We start from the raw sequence: 19700 nt of genomic DNA on the forward strand, positions 1-19700 counted from the left end.
TCCCCCCTCGTCGAACCCCCCGGTTCGCCTATTTGCCCAGGCGGCCTTCGTCTGTGCGGACCCACTCGCTGGTGCCGTCCGGATGATGGTGGAACTCCCACGCGGAGTAGTCGCCCCCGCTGTCCACGACGGTGACATGGTCGGCGTAACCGTCGTGATCCAGATCGGTCCACACGTGCATGGCGTGATCGCTGGTGGTGGTCACGGTGTCGAGTAGGCCGTCGCCGTCGATATCCTGGGTGGGATGTTGTAGTTCGACGGCGCCGAGCGCACCGAGTTCGGTGTGCGAGTCGAAATTCGGCAGATCAAGCCCCGGCAGATCACCCGATGTGACCATATGCGCTCCTCCGCGATGACGTGGTTACCATCCTGTCATCCGCGCAACACCCACGCAGCAGCTTCATACCAATTGTGGATAACTCGCATCTGTGGACAACTCGCCCGGACGCGAAACACGCGTCAGCGCTTCGGAATCACCACCCACAGAATCAGATACAGCACGAACTGCGGTCCGGGCAGCAGGCAGGACAGTACGAACAGCAACCGCACCAGTCCGGCGCTGATACCGAAGTATTCGGCGAGCCCGCCGCAGACTCCGGCGATCCACTTGTCCTGGCTGGAACGGGTAAGACGCTTGGTGGTCTGTGTAGTCATACCTCTACTCTCCTGGTCGCGACCCGACCATACATCGGTCCCATGACCCATTCCGACCCTGAACTTCGGGAGGCCCGAAGTCAGGGTGCTACCCCGAACAGGGCACAATTGCGCAGGTGAGCACCACTCTGCATGCGCGCGGACTCGCTGCCGGACACGGCGAACGCACCCTCTTCGAAGACCTCGATCTCGTGCTGGCCCCCGGCGACGTGATCGGCCTGGTCGGCGTCAACGGCGCGGGAAAGTCCACCCTGCTGCGCATGCTGGCCGACGGGCAGGCCCCCGAGGGCGAGATCACCCTCAGCCCGCCCGATGCCACGGTCGGCTATCTGGCCCAGGAACCCGAGCGCATCGCGGGCGAGACGGTGCTGGAGTTCCTGCGCCGCCGCACCGGTGTCGGCGAGGCCCAGCGCACCATGGACGAGGCCGCCGAACGCCTGGCCGACGGCGGCGAGGACGAGTTCTCCCCGGCCCTGGAACGCTGGCTGGCCCTGGGCGGCGCGGATCTGGAACAGCGCGCCGATGAGATAGCCGCCGATCTCGGCCTGACCGAGAGCCTGCCGCACGGCCTGGAAACCCCCATGACGGTGCTGTCCGGCGGCCAGGCCGCCCGCGCCGGATTGGCCTCGGTCCTGCTGTCCCGCTTCGACATTCTGCTGCTGGACGAGCCGACCAACGACCTGGATCTGAACGGCCTGGACCGCCTGGAGCAGTTCGTCACCGGCGTCCGCGAACCCCTCATGGTGATCAGCCATGACCGAGAGTTCCTGGCCCGCACCGTGAATCGCATCGTGGAGCTGGATCTGGCCCAGCAGCAGGTGGGCATCTACGACGGCGGTTACGAGTCGTATCTGGAGGAGCGCGAGATCGCCCGCCGCCACGCCCGCGAGGCGTACGACGACTTCGCCGACACCAAGGCCGGTCTCGAGGCACGCGCTGTCATGCAACGCAATTGGATGGAGCACGGCGTCCGCAACGCCCGCCGCAAGGGCAAGAACGACTCCGACAAGATGGGCCGCAAAACCCGCGCGGAATCCACCGAGAAGCAGGCCTCGAAGGTCAAGCAGACGATCAAGCGCATCGAACGCCTGGACGCGGTCGAGGAACCGCGTAAGGAATGGGAACTGCGGATGATCATCGCCGCCGCCCCGCGCAGCGGCACGGTGGTCGCCACCCTCTCGCACGCGACCCTCACCCGAGGCGAGTTCACCCTCGGCCCCATCACCCTCCAGGTCGACTACGGCGACCGCATCGTCCTGACCGGAGCCAATGGCGCGGGCAAATCCACCCTGCTATCGCTGCTGCTCGGAAAAACCCAGCCGGACACCGGATCCGCGAGTTTGGGCTCCGGCGTGGCCATCGGCGAGGTCGACCAGGCCCGCGGCCTGTTCCGCGGCACCGACTCCCTCGCGGACACCTTCAGCGCCGAAATCCCCGACTGGCCCGAAGCCGAGGTCCGCACCCTACTGGCGAAGTTCGGCCTGCGCGGCCCACATGTGCTGCGCCCCAACGACACCCTCTCCCCCGGCGAACGCACCCGAGCCGCCCTGGCCCTGCTGCAGGCTCGCGGCGTGAACCTCCTGGTCCTGGACGAGCCCACCAACCACCTCGACCTCGCCGCCATCGAGCAGCTCGAGCAGGCAGTCGAATCCTTCACCGGCACAGTGCTACTGGTAACCCACGACCGCCGCATGCTCGACAACGTGCGCGCCACCCGCCGGTGGCATCTGGACGCGGGCAAACTCACCGAGGAATAGCCGACGGCAAGCGCCCCTCGATCCAATGATCAAGGGGCGCTCGGGTGTTCGGAGATATCGCCTCAGACCGCGGCGACGAGCTTGGCGAGATCGTCGGCGAGCCGCTGCGCCTGGGTCGGGTCGGTGGCCTCCACCATGACCCGCACCAACTGCTCGGTACCGCTGGGGCGCAACAGGATTCGCCCGGTATCGCCCAGCGCGCGCTCGCCCTCGGCGACCGCCTCCAGTACCTCCGGAGCCGACGCCACCGCCGCCTTGTCCGACACGTGCACATTCACCAGCACCTGCGGCACCGTCCGCACGACCGACGCGAGATCGGCCAGCGTACGCCCGGTTTCGGCCATCCGAGCCATCAGCTTCAACCCCGTGAGCACCCCGTCACCCGTGGTGCCGAACTGCGGGAGCACCACATGCCCGGACTGCTCTCCACCGAGATTGAATCCGCTGCGCCGCAATTCCTCCAGCACGTACCGATCGCCAACCGCGGTGGTACGCATGGCGATTCCCGCATCGCGCATGGCGATATGCAGTCCCAGGTTGCTCATGACGGTCGCGACGAGGGTGTTCTCGGCCAGTTCCCCCGAGTCCCGCATGGCCAGCGCGATGACCGCCATGATGGCGTCACCGTCGACCACATTGCCCGCGGCGTCCACCGCCAGGCACCGGTCGGCGTCGCCGTCCAGGGCCAGTCCCAGATCGCCGCCGTGCTCGCGCACCGCGCGCTGAATCTGCTCCAGATGCGTTGAGCCGCAACCGTCGTTGATGTTCAGGCCGTCCGGGTCCGCGTTGATGGCGATAACCGTCGCACCCGCCTCGCGCAGCGCGGCGGGGCCGACCTCGGAGGCCGCGCCGTGCGCGCAATCGACGACCACGGTGAGTCCGCTCAGGTCGCGCCCGGTGGCTTCCACCAGGTGTTCCACATAGCGTTCGTGGGTGCCCTCGAGGCTGTACTGATCGTGCGCGCCGAACAACTGTCCGGGCTTGCCGAGTACGCGGCCGATGGCCCCGCCGGTGGGGCGGTGGAAGCCGCCCTCGGCGATGAGAGCCTCGATGCGGTCCTCGATGGCGTCGTCGAGCTTGTGCCCGCCCGCCGCGAAGATCTTGATGCCGTTATCCGGCATGGGGTTGTGCGAGGCGGAGATCATCACGCCCAGGCAGGCGTCGAAGACGCCGGTCAGGTAGGCGACGGCGGGCGTGGGCAGCACGCCGACCGAGAGCACGTCCACGCCCGCGGAAGTCAGACCGGCGGTGACGGCGGCTTCCAGCATTTCGCCGCTGGCGCGCGGATCACGGCCGACGACCGCCAGCGCACGCTTCTTGCCCCTACTGAGAACCTGCGCAGCCGCACTCGAAACAGCAAGCGCCAATTCGGGACTCAAAGAGTCGTTGGCGAGCCCGCGGACTCCGTCGGTGCCGAACAAACGTCCCATAACCTCACCCCTGATAGGTCGATACAGCACGAGAGCAGGCGCCCGGTGCGACGGTCGATGAAAACCGTTGCGGGGAGCCTGCTCTCGTACAGGTTGCCGCGTAGACCGTACCGTGCCCGCCCCGAAATGGGGGCGGGCACGGAGCAGCCGTGCGACGGAAAATCAGCGCTTCGAGTACTGAGGCGCCTTACGGGCCTTCTTGAGGCCGTACTTCTTACGCTCGGTGGCACGCGGGTCACGAGTCAGGAAGCCGGCACGCTTGAGGGCGGGACGGTCGTCCGGGGTGACCTCGATCAGCGCACGGGCGATGGCCAGGCGCAGCGCGCCGGCCTGACCCGAGGGACCGCCACCGACCAGGCGAGCGAAGATGTCGAAGGACTCGACGCGCTCGACGGTCACCAGCGGCGACTTGACCAGCTGCTGGTGCACCTTGTTCGGGAAGTAGTTCTCGATGGTGCGGCCGTTCAGCACGAAGTTGCCGGTACCCGGCACCATGCGCACGCGAACGACGGCTTCCTTACGACGGCCGACGGTCTGGATCGGGCGGTCGATCAGCACCGGCGCGAAGGTCTCCTCGGCGGAGTACTCGGCCTCGTAGCCGTCACCCTCCTCGACGACCTCGACGGTGGTGTCTTCCACGACGAACTCGTCGTCGTTGAATTCCTCAGGAGCGGTCACTGGGCAACCTGCTTGATCTCGAAGGGGATGGGCTGCTGAGCGGCGTGCGGGTGGTTGGGGCCTGCGTAGACCTTCAACTTGCCGCCGATGGCGTTACCCAGCTTGTTCTTCGGGATCATGCCCTTGACAGCCTTCTCGACCAGACGGTCGGGGCGGGTGTCCAGGATCTGGCCGACGGAGCGGGACTTGAGTCCGCCCGGGAACCCGGAGTGGGTGTGGATGAACTTGTTCTCACGCTTGTTGCCGGAGACGGCAACCTTGTCAGCGTTGATGATGATGACGAAGTCGCCACCATCGACGTTCGGCGCGTAGGTCGGCTTGGTCTTACCGCGCAGCAGGTTGGCCGCTGCGACGGAGAGACGTCCGAGCACTACGTCAGTGGCGTCGATGACGTACCACTTACGGGTCACGTCACCCGCCTTCGGGCTGTACGTAGGCACAGTCGTTCCCTGTCTGTCGTATGTGGTGCCAGCCAGGCATACGGTCGAGTGACCCCGGCGGCTGGTGGAGACCCGGGACCCGTGTGACGGCCAGGGAGAACCCGAGCCGTACCGAACGCCAACGAGCCACAGTACCAGTGCGCTATCGCCGACCTGAAACCGGGCGAGGTGCGATCGGCCGCACCTCGCCGCTCACAGCCCTAGATCTGGACCGGCGGACCCGGGTCGACGCCGCGGACCGGGCCGGGGATGGTGTAGCGCAGGGTGTCTATCCCCAGGGTGTGGCAATCGAGGTGCTGCGGCTCGTCGATTCTGGAGATGCCCGTATGCGGCACATTGGAGACAGAGGGCGTGATGGCGCACAGCTCATCGATGAGATGGGTGTCGAGCACGTCGCGGATGGTGTGCACGGCGGTGAAATCGCCCGCCAGGGCGGCGAGATCCACGGGCTCACTGTCGGAGTGCACGCCCATGGCGCTGAGCGCGGCCACACCGATGATGATGGGCGCACCGAAGCGTTTGCCCTTCATCTTGTTCCACAACTTGTTCTTGCGCTTGCCTTCCCCCTCGCCACCGGAGCCCGAATCAGACTGACCGGCACTGCCTTCCGACATCTGCGGATTCGACTGACGCGACCCACTCTGCGGCATCGACCCACCGTACATCGCACCGGCCTGACCAGGAGCGTTTCCGGAAGGACCACTGAAGTTCGCACCCGGGCCGCCGTAACCGCCCGGTCCGTAACCGCCGCCCTGCTGGCCGTAACCGCCCTGCCCGGGCTGGCCGTAGCCCTGCTGCGGCGCACCCTGACCCTGCTGCGGCGCACCCTGCTGGCCGTAACCCTGCTGTCCCTGTTGACCCTGCTGTCCGCCCTGCGGACCGTACCCGGGGCCGTACTGCACGACGGGAGCATTCGACTGTCCCGCACCGGTATTCGGCTGCCCGCCGGCCGGAGGCTGCTGCTGTGCACCGGGATGCTGTTGCCCCGCAGCGGGATTCGGCTGCCCACCGGAAGCCGGAGGCCACTGCTCCTGGCCGGGCTGCGGGGTACGCCCCACGATGGCGGTCATCTGGTCATCGGCCGGGGTGCCCGGCGGCCGGGTGAATCGGCCACCCACCCCCGCGAGGCCCGGTGGCAGTCCACCGCGCGAGGCGGTCGGAATCTGTGCCACGTCTTCGGCTGTGATGCGGCGGGTTTCACTCACCGCCCCGGGATCGCCACCCGCCTGCGCGGCGGCGGCGGGTTGCGGAGCCGGTCCGGGCTGCTGGCCACTCGGCGGTGAGCTCGGCGCGGGCTGCGGCGGGCTCGACTGTGGCGGGCTCGGCTGCGGCCGCACCGTGGATTGCGGTTGCGGACCGGTGGAAGGTGCTGCGGGGCGCTGGGATTCGGCGCGCGGCGCACCGGATTCCGCGGGCTGCGCGACATTTCGCGGTCCCTGTTCGACCGGCCTGACCTCACCCGCGCCCGAGGCGGTTTCGGCCGCGCTCGCGGGCCGGGGCGCGGCCGGGGCCGGACTCGGCTGCGGCAGCTGGGTTTCCGGCCGCGCGGCCATCGCCTCGGCGCTCAGCTCGCTGTCGTTGACCAGCAGATGCGTGGCCCCGAGCACGAGTGCGTGCATCGGATGCTCGGCGACCTGGAAACGATGCCCGAGATGGTTCTGGAAGGCCAGTCGCAGTGCGTCGTTGAAGCACACGTTCCCGGCGAGCAGCACGGTGGAGGTGTCGGCGTTGATGCCGCGCGCGGCCGCCATCACCTCGATCACCACATTGTCGGCGGCGCGCGCGGAGTGCAGCGCGTCGGCGGTGATCGGCACGCTCACCGATTCGGTGGGCTCCTCGTCATCGCCGTGCACGGCGACCACCAGGCATTCGCGCCCGTCCGAGTAGACCCCGGTCGCACCGACCGCGGCCCCGCGACCGGGTGGCCGCACCAATCCGAGCGCCCGGATATAGCCGGACATCGCCACCGATTCGGGCAGCGCCTCGGCGACCACGCCGAGCTGTTCGACCAGCCGGATGTACTCGTCCACCTTGGGGTCGGGCCATTCGTCCGGGAACGGTACCGCCAGCACATCGGGCGGTCCGCCCAGATGTTCGGTCACCGATGCCAGCGGATTGTGCATGCGCGCCCGGAAGACCAGATCGGCGGGCCAGGTCGCGCCCGCCACCACGATCTGCGGGTGGCCGAGGATATCGCGCACATCACTGATGGCGATGCCGACGTCCGGTCGCCGGTCCACACCCGCGGTGTGCAACCGGCCGGACGCGTCCGCCAGCAGGTACGCGGGTGGCGTATAGGTTCCTTCGACCTGGACGGGACGGATTGCCGAGCCACCGCCACCGGCGGCCACCGACACCACGTCCCAGCCGAGATGTACTGCCCCAACTCGAGCTGTCACAGCCATCAGTCTGCCTGCTCGCCGGAGGAAGCGCGCGACTCCCTACTCACTGGATGCCCTTTCGGCCGGTCACGAAGGCCATGCTCATGAGGCGGACTTCTTCAGCCGCAGCCGCGACCAGGTGAGCAGGGACAGCACCACGGTCAGTACCAGCAGCATCGCGTTGTCGAGGAACCAGATGCCCGCCTCGTGCTTCCACAGCGCATCGGCCTGCGCGCTGGGGAACAATTCGCGGATGTTCACCGTCGACGCGCCGGAGGCGTAACCCCAGCGAGCCGGGAACAGCCACGAAACCTGTTCCAGCACAACGCGCCCGGTGACCGGGATCATGCCGCCCGCCATCACCAGCTGGCACATGATGATGACCACCAGCAGCGGCATCACCTGTTCATTGGACTTGGCGAGGGTGGACAGCAGCAGACCGACGACCACGCAGGTGACCGCGGTCAGCGCGATATCGATGTACAGCTCGGCACTGCCCGCGGACAGCACCGCGCCCGGTCCGGGCCGTTTCTTGCCCGCCAGCACGATGCCCATCATGACGCCCGCCTGCAATAGCGCGGCCAGGCTGAACACCACAACCTTGGACATCAGATATGCGCCGGAACGCAATCCGACCGCGCGTTCGCGGTGGTAGATGGCGCGTTCACCCACCAGATCACGCACGGTGAGCGTGGAGCCCATGAAGCAGGCGCCCAGAATCAGCACCACCAGCAACTGCTGTGCCTCACTGCCGCCGGTCATGACGTACGAGCCGTCCGGCATCTGGGTGAAGCCGCCCTTTTGGAAGCCGTTCTTCCCGGGCACCACCAGTGACAGTCCGCCCAGTACGAACGGAAGTATCAGCAGGAAGGCCAGATATCCGCGATCGGCGAAGATCAAGCGCAGCTGTCTGCGCGACAGCGTCGAGAACTGTTTGAACGCACTGGATTTCGGCGGCTTGGCCTTCTCCACCGATTGCACGGCCGGTGGCGGCGGCGCAAACGCTTGGCGGGAGCGGAAATTCGCGAAGGCGCGGTCCGGATCGGCGGCGACGCGGGTGAAGATCTCCGCCCAGTCGCTGGTGCCGAGGAAGTCGCGCACACTGCCGGGATGCCCGGCGAACGCGGTCTTACCGCCGGGCGCGAGCAGCAGCACCTGATCGCACATATCAAGGCAGGCAACCGAATGCGTGACCACGATGACGGTGCGCCCGGCATCGGCGAGCTCGCGCAGCATGGTCATGACCTGGCGGTCCAGCGCCGGATCCAGGCCCGAGGTGGGCTCGTCCAGGATCAGCAGCGAGGGACCGGTGAGCAGTTCCATGGCCACCGAGGCGCGCTTGCGCTGACCACCGGAGAGCCGGTCCACCCGGGTATCGGCGTGCTGGGTGAGCGAGAGTTCGGCCAGCACACCGTCGATGACGCGTTTGCGGTCGGCCTTGCTGGTGTCGGGGGGCAGGCGCAATTGCGCGGCGAAGCTCAGCGCCTGTTTGACGGTGAGCTGCCGGTGCAGCACATCGTCCTGCGGCACCATGCCGATGCGGGAGCGCAGCGCTTCGTACTCCGCGTGCAGCCCGCGCCCCTCGAAGGTGACCACGCCCGCGGACGGCTGGGTCGTGCCCGCGATGAGTTTCGAGAGCGTGGACTTGCCCGCGCCGGAGGGACCGATGAGCGCGGTGAGGGTGCCGCGCCCGGCGGCCATGTTCACATCGACGAGCAGTTGCTTGTTGCCCTCGACGGTGAAGCCGACGCCGTGCACGTGCAGGCCCTGTTCGGCGGCCGGGCGCTCGCGGCGCACCAGCGTGCCCTGCTGCACCTCGAAGTCGACATTGCCGATGGTGATGATGTCGCGATCGCGCAGTACCGCGCGCTGTTCCCGGCGGCCGTTGACGAAGGTGCCGTTGGCCGAGCCCAGATCCTCGATGGCCAGATTGCCGCGATCGGACATCAGGCGGGCGTGCCGGCGCGAGGCCAGCGGATCGTTGACGACGATCTGGTTATCGCTGGTGCGGCCGATGTGCAAGCCGCCCTGCGGGATTCGGTCCGCGCGCGCGGCCGGACCGGTGGAGGCGCGGGCGCGCACCGGCGGTGCGGCGGCGACGCTGGCCTTGGCGGTCATATTGATGTTGTCCGGTGCGTCCGGATGCATCGGCAGCGACGGTTGCGCGGCGGATTGCGGTGCGTGCGCGGGTATCCCCTGCGATGGCAAGCCCTGCGACGGCATCCCCTGCGACGGCGGCTGCGATGAACGCGGCGGCTGCGCGGATTTCGGCGGCTGCCCGTGCACGGGCTGCGCGGGCGCGTGCCCGTGCGCGGCCTGTCCCGAACGCGGCGGCCGCACATAGTTGATCGGCTGCTGCCCCTGCGCGGGCGTCCGCTGCTGCGGTTGCTGCGCCGGTGTCGGCGGCCGATTCTGCTGTGGCGGCGCGTAATTCTGCGGCGGCGTCCAACGCTGCTGCGGTTGCTGTCCGGAGGGCGGTTGCTGCTGCGGCTGCTGTCCCGAGGGTGGCTGCTGCATTCCCACCCGTGGGATCAGGTGCAGCAGCGGTCCGGTGATGGCGTCGCCGAGCCGCACCTGCATGGGCCGGTCGATCGGAATCGGCTGGCCGATCCGTCTCGCGTCGACGAAAACCCCATTGGTGCTGCCGTTGTCGGCCAGTACCCAGCCGTTGCCGCGCCAGGCCAGTGTGGCGTGCACCCGGGAGACCAGTGGGCTGTCCACGAACAGCGTGACCTCCGGCGCCCGCCCCATGGTGATCTGCTGGCTCGCGTCGAAAACCCGATCGGTTCCTTCATGACGCACGGTGATCTGCTGCGCCCCCGGTGAAGACATGGCCCGGATACTACCGTCTGCCCCGCTCAGAGCCGCAGGAGTAAGCAGACGGATACCGATCGGTTTGTAAAGGTTCCGGCAGACACCCCGAATCCGGCATTACAGCCCCGTTGCAACCCTTCCCAGCCGCAGCCAACCCGGACAACGAACAGCGGATTCGGCGGATAATATGCGTGGGCTCGGATCGGGCATGACGTCGGCACACCCGATCCCGAGGTGGAATGTCGGCGGGTGAGGGAGAACAAGTGGGGATACGCGCACGCCGGATGGCGGTGGCCTGCACCGTTCTCACCCTGATCGCGGTACTGCTCAGCGGCTGTACCCGGGATGTGCGCGGACGCGCGGTATCGATCTACGACGACCCCTTCAAGGTCGCCGGACTACCCACCACCAGCGGTCCCAACGGGCCCCGCGCGGGCGTCCCCGACAGCACCCTGACCGCCGCCAACTCCGACGGCGGGGCCATCGACAAACTCGTGCTCAACGCCCTGGAGGACATCCAGACCTATTGGCAGGCCGAGTATCCGCGCGATTTCGACGGCGCCTTCAAGCCCGTCGACAAATTCCTGTCCTGGAGCGCCAAAGCCCCACGCGCACAAGCCATGCAGTTCTGCGAGGAATCCACCTACCGGCTGGTCAACGCCGCCTTCTGCAGCCTGGACGGTTCCATCGGCTGGGATCGCAGCGTTCTACTCCCGACCGTGCAGGAGACCTTCGGCAAGATGGCCGTGGTGATGGTGCTGGCCCACGAGTACGGGCACGCCATTCAGACCATGGCCAATATCGTCAGCCGCAAGACCGCGACCCTGGTCAAGGAACAGCAGGCCGACTGCTTCGCGGGCGCGTTCATTCGCAATGTGGCCGAAGGCAAGTCGAAGCATTTCACCATCAACACCTCGGACGGTTTGAACGCCGTGCTGGCCGCCACCGTAGCCATTCGCGATGACAATCCCAGCGATCCGGGCAGCGTGCACGGCTCCGCGTTCGAACGCGTCACCGCCGTGCAGATCGGATTCACCGACGGCGGCAAGGGCTGCAAGGGCATCGACACCAAGGAGATCGACCGGCGGCGCGGCAATCTGCCGCAGTCCTTCGGCAATGACACCACCAATGGCCAATCCGATGTGGACAGAACCAATCTCGACGAACTGTCCAAGGCGATGGCCGACATCATGCCGATCAAGAAGGAACCGAAGTACACCTTCGACGGCGCGAAGCTGAACTGCAGCAACGGTAAGGACACCGAACCGGTGACCTACTGCCCGTCCAGCAATACCATCGGCACCGATCTGCCCGCACTGCACGATCGCGGCGTGGCCGACAGCGACGGGCAGGATGCGTTGCCGGTCAAGGTGACCGGCGATTTCACCGCCTACGTCGTGTACATCTCGCGCTACGCGCTGGCCGTGCAACAGAGCGCCGGACAGGCGCTCAAGGGCGCGAAGACCGGCTTGCGCGCCGCCTGCCTGGCGGGCGTGATCACCGGAAAACTGGCCGACCCCAATAGATCCAAGGCCAATGGCAATATCAGCCTGTCCCCCGGCGATCTGGATGAAGCCGTCTCCGGGCTGCTCACCGACGGCCTCGCGGCCAGCGATACCGACGGCCGCACGGTGCCCAGTGGGTTCTCCCGCGTGGACGCCTTCCGCGCGGGCGTGCTCGGCAACCAGAACACCTGCACCTCACGGTATTCGTAACCGCCCCGGCCGGGCTCAGCCGAAGGGCGGCGGGGCGATGGGTTCCAGGCGCAGCACGCGATTGCCGAGCATGATCTCCGCGCCCGGGATCAGCAGCATCGGCTGATTCGCCTGCAGCCGAATCCAATCCCGGTATCCGGGCAGTCGCACCCGGGTGCCGTTGGTGGAACCTCGGTCGACCACGGTGACATCCCAGTTCACCAGCCGGATCTCGGCGTGCGCGCGGGACATGCCGCCGGAGGAATCGTCGATCTTCAAGGGCGCCAATCCGGCTCGCGCCGCCTCGGACTGCTCCGGATCCCGCCCGGCGACCGCGTCGGTGGCCAGCATGTACGTCATCCCGTCATCGAGAATCAGCATGCCCAGCGGCGGCCGGATCACCTCGGTCACCGGCTGCGTCTGATCCACCGGCATCCCGCACACCGAACAGAACGCCGACCGCGGATCGCTGGGATGTGCACGCGCGCACTTGAATCCGAGCACCTTCGCGGTGAGCGCGGTCGCCTTGGCGGTCGCCTCCAACCGCCGCTGCAACCCGGGATCGGGCTTGGGCGCGGGATTGGTGCCACCCATTTCGGTCGGCGCGCGATGCGGGTCGTAACCGGCCGTGGCGGCTTCGGATTCATCGGTGTCGTCGTCGTAACCGGCCGTGCCGGACGATGATTCGAATTCCCGATCCAGCTCGACCGGGATCCGGTTGGAGGTGCGGGTCGGAGTCAGGTTGGGGTCCAGCGGAATCCGCTCCGGCTCCGGATCGAAGGCCGCCGTCGGCGCGGGCAGCTCGACCTGCGTCGGCTCCAATTCGAACGGGATCGGCTCGGCCTGGGTCTGCGTCTCCGGCCGCGTCGTATGCGTATCCGCCCGGGACCGCTCCGGCATTGCCGACTGCCGGGGCTGCCAGATCCGCGCGGGTTCGCCCTCGAACCAGACGATCGCGCCCGCGGCCTGCGCGATTCCCGTTACCAGCGAACCGATTCCGCGCTCGGGTAGCTCGGGCACCCGTCGCTCGGCGTCCTCGGCGAACAGCGCGGCCGCGCGGGCCGGATGCGCGGCGACCCGATCGACGGTGAAGGCGGCATCACTGCCGCGGTAGTACTCGGCGGTGTGCCCGGCCAGTACCGCGGTCACCGAGCCGTGCAGGAAGAGCGCCACACCGCCGGTTTCGGCGGCCGACAGGATTCCGAATTCCACCGGAACCCCGGGTGAGATGCGCTCGGCTTCCTTCATGAGCCAGCGGGTGGCCTGCCGCGCCACCAGGCGGCCGGGACCGTCCGGGGCCTGTTCGGTGGCCTCGAGTACGAGGTCGGCGAGTGCGCGTCCCGCGATCATGGCGCGGGAATCCGCCGTCAACGCGCCCCGTTCGCGGTGCGCGACCAGGATTACCGCCCCCGCCGCCCGCAGCACCACGTGCGTGCCCGCGACAACCTCGACCTGCCGATCCATCAATGGAACCGGCCCCCGGTGGTCGCGCGGCGCGGGATGTTCAGCACATCGACCAGGTTACGTTGCCGCTTCCCGTTGCGTCCGGGCCACCGTCGCGCGATGAGGGTAGGACGGTATCGCGCCGGGTCCGGTGATCTTCGACCACGCCCGGCGGCGCGCGCGGTCCGTTATTTTGAATGCACCGTACGGGAGGAACGAGGACCCTCATGGTTCGGAATTCACGCAGGACACTCTTCGCCGCATGCGTTTCACTCACCGCCCTGCTGCTGACCGCGTGCAGCGTGAGCGGCACCGCGACCCCCGGCGAGATCGATGTCCGCAAGCTCGAGGTGGGCGGTTACCCGGTCGACCGGCACACCTACGCGCAGGACGCGGGCTCCAATGGCGCACTGCTGGAAGGCTTCCGCATGTCGGACGCCGTGGTGCCGAGCGTCAAGATCGACCCGTCGCTGGTGTACGGCGGCGGCGGGCGCGCCACCACCGATACCGCCGATACCACCAAGGTCGGGCTGGCCGCGACCTCGCAGCCGGTGCTGGACCGCAATCACCTGATCACCGCCTTCGCCGCCAGCGGCGGCGATCAGCCCGACGGCCCCAATCGCAAGGGCGGCACCACCGTCACCGATATGGTGATGCGTTTCTCCGACGACAAGGCCGCCAAAACCGCGGCGCGCGAACTCGAGGACGCCGATTTCGGCGTGGCCCCGGACCTGAACAAGAAGCTCGCGCTCAGCCAGTACCCGGACGCGTTCATCCACTGGCGTCCGGGCATCGCGACCATCGGCGCGTTCCTGCCCTATAAGCAGTACGTGGTCTCGCTGTTCATCGAACGCCCGGCCGCCGATCAGCAGGATCTGCTGTCCTGGGTGCGCAAGACCTTCGACGCGCAGGTCCCGTATCTGGACCACTTCGCTCCCACGCCGGAGACGAATCTGACCGCGCTCAAGGTGGATCCGAACAATCTGCTGGCGCGCGCGGTGATCAAGGATCGCAACGGGCACGTCCCCGATCCCAAGCAGTTCGCCGTCTACGGCGGCACCAAGATCGTGCACAACGCCAATAACCAGACCAAGATCCAGCAGGCGGTGACCGATAGCGGCGCGGACGCGCTGGCCACGGTCGGCGAGGCCTGGCTGATCCGCGCCCGGGACGACGCGGGAGCGCAAACCCTCATGCCCGCGCTGCTGGCCGATGAGACCGACCACTACGACGGCGTGGCCGCGCCCAATGACGTGCCCGGCGCCAAATGCGTGCGATTGAACAGCAAGGGTGACAGCGAGTCCGAGTTCAAGAACCGCTGCTATGTCGTCTACAAGCGCTACATCGGCGTCGTGAGCAGCGATGACGAACCCGATGTGCGGCAGAAGATCGCGGCGCAGTACGCCCTGCTGGCCAACAGTCTGTGACCCGATGCGCCTCCCGCAAGTAAGCTCCGGCGTGCAGTAGCCGCAGTCAGATCGGGGGGGTTCCAGCCATGGCGATGAGTCCGGGCGTCATCGTCGGCGGCTACCGGATCGAGCGGGTGCTCGGATCCGGCGGGATGGGCACCGTCTATCTCGCCAAACATCCGAGCCTGCCGCGCATGGACGCGCTCAAGGTGCTCTCGGCCGATCTGTCCCGCGACGCGGAATTCCGCCGCCGCTTCGAACGCGAGGCCAATCTCGTTGCCGGACTGGATCATCCGAATATCGTCGCGGTGCACAATCGCGGCGAGGAGAACGGTCAGCTCTGGATCGCCATGCAGTACGTGGAGGGCACCGACGCCGCCGCGGAACTCAAACGCGATCCGGCGGCCATGCATCCGCAGCGCGCACTGAGCATTATCGGCCAGGTCGGCAGCGGACTGGACTACGCGCACCGCAAGGGCCTGCTGCACCGCGATATCAAGCCCGCCAACTTTCTGCTGTCGCATGTCGACGGTGAGGACGAGCGCGCGCTGCTGGCCGATTTCGGCGTCGCCAAATCCACCGATGACACGGTCGAACTCACCCAGACCGGCAGTTTCGTCGCCACCATCGCCTATGCGCCGCCGGAGCAGCTCTCCGGCGAACCGCTCGATCATCGCGCCGATCTGTACAGCCTGGCCTGCTCGTTCTACAAAATGATCACCGGCCAGAACCCCTATCCGGCAACCCAGCCCGCGCTGGTGATGATGGGACATCTGCACGAGCCGCCGCCGCGCGTGACGGCGGTGAATCCGCGGCTGCCCGCCGCGCTGGACCACGTGCTGGTGCGCGCCATGGCCAAGAATCCGGCCGAACGCTTCAACAGCTCGCGGGAATTCACCGAGGCGGTCGCGAATGCGCTGACCCCCGGGCACATTCCGGTGTCGACGACCACCTCACCCACCCAGGTTTCCGGCCGGTTCGGGCGCAATGGTGAAACAACAATCCACACAACGGTTTCCGAGCCGGTGGCAACGGGTGACTCGGGACGCAAGACCCTCTACCTGGGCTTGGCCGCCGCCGCGGTCGTGGTGGCGCTGGCGGGCGGGATCAGCGCGATCGTATTGCGCGGCAACCACGACGAACCCACTTCCACACCCGCCGCCATTGCCACGACCACCACGAGCACACCCGTGCCCATGTCAATGGACAAGGCGCGCAGCGACAATCCCGCTTTCGCGGGCAAGTCCATCACCCTGGTCGACGTCACACAGGGGACCGTGTCCGCCAAATACGCCATCTACCTGACCGGTACCGAACAGGCGAAATTCATGGCGCGGCTGGGCTTCCTCTACAACTCGGAATACGTGCCCGTCGGCGATGAGACCTCACCGCGTCCCGCCACCGGCTACGGATCACTGAAGGTGACCCGGGACTCCTATATCGTCGCCGTCCGCAGCGATGAGAAAGCCGGGGGCGGTGGCTATCTCGGACTGCCCAGCGAGATCACCGGCTCCGACGCCGTCGTGGTGCCGCTGGACGATCCGATCGCCGTCGCCGCCATGCGCACGTGGACCCCGGAATCGGAGCAGACGCTGCTGGACAAGCTGGTCCCGGTGCTGCACAACCAAATCAAATAGGGAACGCCCGGAAACGGGCCGGGGAGGGGAACCATGGGAAGGTTCGGTCGCGCGGTATCGGCCGTCGGCATCACGATGGCGGTCGCCTGCACCGCCGCCTGCGGATCGGATACGGCCGCGCCCGGCGAGCCGGTGGTGGATCTGAGCACCCTCGATGTGGGAAACCAGACCACCACACCCAAGTTCTACGACAAACCGGTGTCCTCGGACCATGCCAAATTGATGGAGGCGCTGCGGCTGGCGAGCTATATCCCGCTGCCGTCGGAAGTCGATCCGGAGGTGAAATATCCCGCCCAGGCCATGAGCGTGGTGGTGCGCAGTTTCATCGATCTCAGCTCCGCCGCGATCCACAACCGGGTGCACGCCGATGCGGCCGTATTGAATTCCGCCGCATCGGGATTCATGAGCGGCTTCGTGACCAGCGGAAAATCCGATGAGAAGATCTCGCTCTCCTATGAGCTGGAGAATATCGTCCTGATGTTCACCGACGAGCGGTCCGCGAGCGCCGCCGCGCCGGTGCTCGGGCAGGCGGACTTCGACAGCACACCGGGTGCGGAACGGGTGCCGATCGACGGGTATCCGGCGGCGTACGCACTGGTCGAGAAGAGCAATGGCGGTCCGTTCCGATCCTGGTACGCCACCGGCAGATTCGTCATTCTCACCAATATCTTCGACAGTGTGATGGCGGAAATCCATGAACGCGATCTCACGAAAATGGCTGCGCGCGTGCGCCGCAGCCTGGAGGTGATCCCACCCGCCCTCGCGAAGTTCCCGGTCACCCCGCTCGAACAATTGCTGGATATCCCGGTGGACCCGGACGGAGTACTGGCACGCTCGCTGCCGACGGTGCTCGCCGATCCATCGCAGGCGGGTATCCCCGGTATCTACGACCGGCACGGCGGGTTGCAATTGGTGCAGGGCGCGGATGAGGAGAAGCTCTTCGACGAGGCCGGCGTGGACCGGGTCGCCTGGCGGGGCAACTACCTCTTCCGGGCGCGCGACGCGGCGGGGGCGGCACAGATCGTCGATACGCACAGTGCGACCTCGCGCCGGTTCCGGCCGGTGGCGTCACCGCGGAACCTGCCGAATGCCAAGTGCCGCAAATATATCGGGCCGGGCGTGGGAATAATCGCGCACTACTGCTTCGTCTCCTACGGCCGCTATGCCGCGGAAGTGTCGGCCAATCAATTGCTGGACGCACAGCAGCGAATCGCCGCGCAATACGCGTTACTGGTCAATGCGCACTGATATGGGGGTAACTGTGATGCGTACCAGGCGAATTCGCGGCGCGGTAATGCTGATCGCCGCACTCCTGGCGACCGGTTGCGGATCGAATGTCGGCGGTTCCGCACAGCCGGGTGAAATCGATGTGCGGACACTGGATGTCGGCAAATACGCCACCGGTCCACTGGAAGAGCGATTCATCTACTACCCCGATCTGGGGAAAGGTTTCAATCTGGCGGCCACGCGGCTGTCGGACAAGCTGGCGAATGGCTCGGATATCGATCCGCGGCTGGCGTACGGGACCGGAATGCGGGCGTTCACCGATCCGGACAAGGGCACTCTGCTCGCGAAATCATCGCGAGCGGTGCTGGCCGATAATGGCATGCTGTTCGGGGCGGCCGCGAGCACCGCCGAGAAAACGGTCGACACTGACGGAAAGCTGCCCGATAACATCACTTTCGCCGCACTCACCGTCGTGCAATTCGCCACCGAGGCCGCCGCGGACAAGGCCGCACGGGAGATGGAGGCGGCGGATTTCGGCGTCGCCGCCGAGGCCAATCAGCCGGTCACGCTGTCGAAATATCCGGCGGCGCACGCACATTGGCGGCCGGATCAGCCGTCACTGGGATCGCGGCTCGCGCACGGGAAATACGTCGTAGATCTGGTGGTCGGCCTGCCCACACCGGACCTGGCGCAGCTCACCGCCCTCACCGAGCGGGCGTACGACGTGCAACTGGCACTGCTGGACGGGCTGGCCCCGCTCGGCAAGGAGGACGCGCTCAGGTTGCCGTACGACACGGACGAAATGCTGCGGCGCACCTTGAATCCCAGCGGTCTGGGTAATCCCGACACCACGAGCCAGTACGTCTCCGAAACGCGCGGATTCCTGAATCAACTGACGGATCAAGCCTATTGGCGGCACGTATTCGAGGAGAACGGGGTGGATCGCGTCGCCAACAGTACGGAGATGTCGAACACCACACTGCTGTATCGAGCGCGCGATACCGAGCGCGCCCGGGCGCTCGCCGGATTGATTCTGACCAAGTCGTATCCCGGGGCTACCGCCGCACCATCGGCGCTACCGAATGCGATATGTGGCGAACGCACGAAAAAGGACAATTACTACACCAAGCGTTACCGGTGCGCGGTGACATATCGCCGTTACGTAGCGACGGTCGAAGCCGACCAACTCACCGATGCGCATCAACGAGCGAACGCCCAGTACGCATTGCTGGCCAATAGCACGTGGTAACCCCTTTGTGACGTACGCACTGGTCACAGGGACCGATCCTTCGGTAGTGTGCTGGCGAATTGCTGTAACAGGGGTGGAACCGCCGGGCCGTGACTTCCGTCTAATCAGGTTGTACGAGGTCTCCCGCTCGCGCAGTGTGCGGTACACAATCGAAAGGAGGCACCGGTGGCCGGTGCATTCGAAGCCAGTAATGAGCTCATCCAGGCCAAGGCCCAGGAGTTCAAGAAGACCCACGACATGCTCATGCACGCCATCGCGGATCTCAAGCGCGATGAGGACGCCATGACGGTCGGCTCGAATTGGCAGGGTGGGGCACGGGACGCCTTCAACGCCTTCATGGAGCGGTACTACTTCCAGGCCGACAAGCTCAACGACAAGCTGGCGCAGACCGCCGAGAACCTGATCCGTGTCGGCTCCAATTACGAAGAGCACGACCAGGACTACAAGTCCCAGATCAACGCGCAGGTCTCCAGCCTCGACCTGCCCCCGGTCTAAATCGCTCCCCCACCTTCTTCCACTCTCCTTCCGATAAAGGACACCACCATGGCAGCAGCCAACGGCCAGGTCATCTCCGCCCACTTCGAAGGCGTCGCCGACGGCGCCAACTCGGTCATCCGCCGGGCCGAGCACATTCGCGACCAGCTCGAAGCCTTCCACCGCAATGTGGAGGAATTCGTCACCAACAACTGGAAGGGCTCGACCAACGAGGCCTTCGCCGATATGCAGCGCATGTGGAACACCCACGTCGGCCAGCTCAACGCCACCCTCAGCGGTGCCGGCACCCTGGTCCGCACCGGCAACGCCGAACTCCAGGCCAAGGACATCGCCCTCGCGGGCCTGTTCTGAACCCGGCTCCACCACAGCAATACCGAGCGCGCCCCGACAAG

The 19700-nt window shown here is 66.8% G+C and carries 16 protein-coding genes; 8 read left to right on the forward strand and 8 right to left on the reverse strand.

Annotated elements, in window-relative coordinates; genetic code table 11:
* Positions 1 to 28: 28 nt before the first annotated feature.
* Positions 29 to 337: a DUF6802 family protein gene (locus ACFVUS_RS16350; RefSeq protein WP_387766260.1), complete on the reverse strand. Its 309-nt coding sequence runs from the start codon at positions 335 to 337 to the stop codon at positions 29 to 31.
* 122 nt (positions 338 to 459) lie between these two features.
* Positions 460 to 654 (reverse strand): PspC domain-containing protein, encoded by a 195-nt coding sequence (locus ACFVUS_RS16355; protein ID WP_387766263.1) that lies wholly within the window; start codon positions 652 to 654, stop codon positions 460 to 462.
* Between the two features lie 116 nt (positions 655 to 770).
* On the opposite strand from ACFVUS_RS16355, the gene ACFVUS_RS16360 reads away from it, so the two are divergent.
* Positions 771 to 2411, forward strand: a complete 1641-nt coding sequence (locus tag ACFVUS_RS16360; RefSeq protein WP_387766266.1) for an ABC-F family ATP-binding cassette domain-containing protein — start codon at positions 771 to 773, stop codon at positions 2409 to 2411.
* A gap of 62 nt (positions 2412 to 2473) precedes the next feature.
* Here the strand turns inward: ACFVUS_RS16360 and glmM are convergent, their stop codons facing one another.
* From glmM to ACFVUS_RS16385, 5 genes are all read right to left on the reverse strand, one after another.
* Positions 2474 to 3841 carry a phosphoglucosamine mutase gene (gene glmM, locus ACFVUS_RS16365; protein WP_387766269.1) on the reverse strand — a complete coding sequence of 456 codons (1368 nt, stop codon included), beginning with the start codon at positions 3839 to 3841 and terminating at the stop codon, positions 2474 to 2476.
* A gap of 162 nt (positions 3842 to 4003) precedes the next feature.
* On the reverse strand, positions 4004 to 4519 hold the full coding sequence (gene rpsI / locus ACFVUS_RS16370) for a 30S ribosomal protein S9 (RefSeq protein ID WP_387766272.1): 516 nt from the start codon (positions 4517 to 4519) through the stop codon (positions 4004 to 4006).
* A complete protein-coding gene (gene rplM, locus ACFVUS_RS16375) occupies positions 4516 to 4959 on the reverse strand; it encodes a 50S ribosomal protein L13 (RefSeq protein WP_387766275.1) in 444 nt (147 codons plus the stop codon). Before rplM ends, rpsI begins: the two co-directional genes overlap by 4 nt.
* Before the next feature lie 200 nt (positions 4960 to 5159).
* On the reverse strand, positions 5160 to 7358 hold the full coding sequence (locus ACFVUS_RS16380; protein ID WP_387766278.1) for a hypothetical protein: 2199 nt from the start codon (positions 7356 to 7358) through the stop codon (positions 5160 to 5162).
* Between the two features lie 84 nt (positions 7359 to 7442).
* On the reverse strand, positions 7443 to 10172 hold the full coding sequence (locus ACFVUS_RS16385) for an FHA domain-containing protein (RefSeq protein WP_387766281.1): 2730 nt from the start codon (positions 10170 to 10172) through the stop codon (positions 7443 to 7445).
* Between the two features lie 251 nt (positions 10173 to 10423).
* Between ACFVUS_RS16385 and ACFVUS_RS16390 the strand changes: the two genes are divergently transcribed.
* Positions 10424 to 11869 carry a metallopeptidase gene (locus ACFVUS_RS16390; protein WP_387769912.1) on the forward strand — a complete coding sequence of 482 codons (1446 nt, stop codon included), beginning with the start codon at positions 10424 to 10426 and terminating at the stop codon, positions 11867 to 11869.
* Positions 11870 to 11884: 15 nt separating this feature from the next.
* On the opposite strand, the gene ACFVUS_RS16395 is transcribed toward ACFVUS_RS16390, so the two are convergent.
* Positions 11885 to 13312, reverse strand: a complete 1428-nt coding sequence (locus ACFVUS_RS16395; RefSeq protein ID WP_387766284.1) for an FHA domain-containing protein — start codon at positions 13310 to 13312, stop codon at positions 11885 to 11887.
* Positions 13313 to 13518: 206 nt separating this feature from the next.
* Here ACFVUS_RS16395 and ACFVUS_RS16400 point away from each other — a divergent pair, with 206 nt between their 5' ends.
* The 6 genes from ACFVUS_RS16400 to ACFVUS_RS16425 all read left to right on the forward strand — a co-directional run bounded on the left by ACFVUS_RS16400 (position 13519) and on the right by ACFVUS_RS16425 (position 19659).
* Positions 13519 to 14718, forward strand: coding sequence for a hypothetical protein (locus ACFVUS_RS16400; protein ID WP_387766287.1), 1200 nt, complete (start codon positions 13519 to 13521; stop codon positions 14716 to 14718).
* A gap of 68 nt (positions 14719 to 14786) precedes the next feature.
* Entirely contained in the window at positions 14787 to 16337 is a 1551-nt protein-coding gene (locus ACFVUS_RS16405) for a serine/threonine-protein kinase (protein ID WP_387766290.1), read from the forward strand.
* Between the two features lie 33 nt (positions 16338 to 16370).
* The gene (locus ACFVUS_RS16410; RefSeq protein WP_387766293.1) at positions 16371 to 17585 is read left to right on the forward strand and encodes a hypothetical protein; all 1215 of its coding nucleotides are present in this window, start codon (positions 16371 to 16373) and stop codon (positions 17583 to 17585) included.
* Between the two features lie 16 nt (positions 17586 to 17601).
* Positions 17602 to 18813: a hypothetical protein gene (locus tag ACFVUS_RS16415; protein WP_387766296.1), complete on the forward strand. Its 1212-nt coding sequence runs from the start codon at positions 17602 to 17604 to the stop codon at positions 18811 to 18813.
* A gap of 165 nt (positions 18814 to 18978) precedes the next feature.
* On the forward strand, positions 18979 to 19308 hold the full coding sequence (locus tag ACFVUS_RS16420; protein WP_364640723.1) for a WXG100 family type VII secretion target: 330 nt from the start codon (positions 18979 to 18981) through the stop codon (positions 19306 to 19308).
* Positions 19309 to 19356: 48 nt separating this feature from the next.
* Positions 19357 to 19659, forward strand: a complete 303-nt coding sequence (locus tag ACFVUS_RS16425; protein WP_387766299.1) for a WXG100 family type VII secretion target — start codon at positions 19357 to 19359, stop codon at positions 19657 to 19659.
* Positions 19660 to 19700: the final 41 nt, after the last annotated feature.

The sequence above is a fragment of the Nocardia sp. NPDC058058 genome, from assembly GCF_042885355.1.
Classification (GTDB): Bacteria; Actinomycetota; Actinomycetes; order Mycobacteriales; family Mycobacteriaceae; genus Nocardia.

What these genes read in the sequence shown, in the direction of transcription:
- ACFVUS_RS16410 (WP_387766293.1), top strand. Translation starts at nt 16,371, where the DNA reads ATGGGAAGGTTCGGTCGCGCGGTATCGGCCGTCGGCATCACGATGGCG.
- ACFVUS_RS16425 (WP_387766299.1), top strand. Translation starts at nt 19,357, where the DNA reads ATGGCAGCAGCCAACGGCCAGGTCATCTCCGCCCACTTCGAAGGCGTC.
- ACFVUS_RS16355 (WP_387766263.1), bottom strand. Translation starts at nt 654, where the DNA reads ATGACTACACAGACCACCAAGCGTCTTACCCGTTCCAGCCAGGACAAG.
- glmM (WP_387766269.1), bottom strand. Translation starts at nt 3,841, where the DNA reads ATGGGACGTTTGTTCGGCACCGACGGAGTCCGCGGGCTCGCCAACGAC.
- ACFVUS_RS16385 (WP_387766281.1), bottom strand. Translation starts at nt 10,172, where the DNA reads ATGTCTTCACCGGGGGCGCAGCAGATCACCGTGCGTCATGAAGGAACC.
- ACFVUS_RS16350 (WP_387766260.1), bottom strand. Translation starts at nt 337, where the DNA reads ATGGTCACATCGGGTGATCTGCCGGGGCTTGATCTGCCGAATTTCGAC.
- ACFVUS_RS16415 (WP_387766296.1), top strand. Translation starts at nt 17,602, where the DNA reads ATGCGTACCAGGCGAATTCGCGGCGCGGTAATGCTGATCGCCGCACTC.
- ACFVUS_RS16400 (WP_387766287.1), top strand. Translation starts at nt 13,519, where the DNA reads ATGGTTCGGAATTCACGCAGGACACTCTTCGCCGCATGCGTTTCACTC.
- ACFVUS_RS16395 (WP_387766284.1), bottom strand. Translation starts at nt 13,312, where the DNA reads ATGGATCGGCAGGTCGAGGTTGTCGCGGGCACGCACGTGGTGCTGCGG.
- ACFVUS_RS16405 (WP_387766290.1), top strand. Translation starts at nt 14,787, where the DNA reads ATGGCGATGAGTCCGGGCGTCATCGTCGGCGGCTACCGGATCGAGCGG.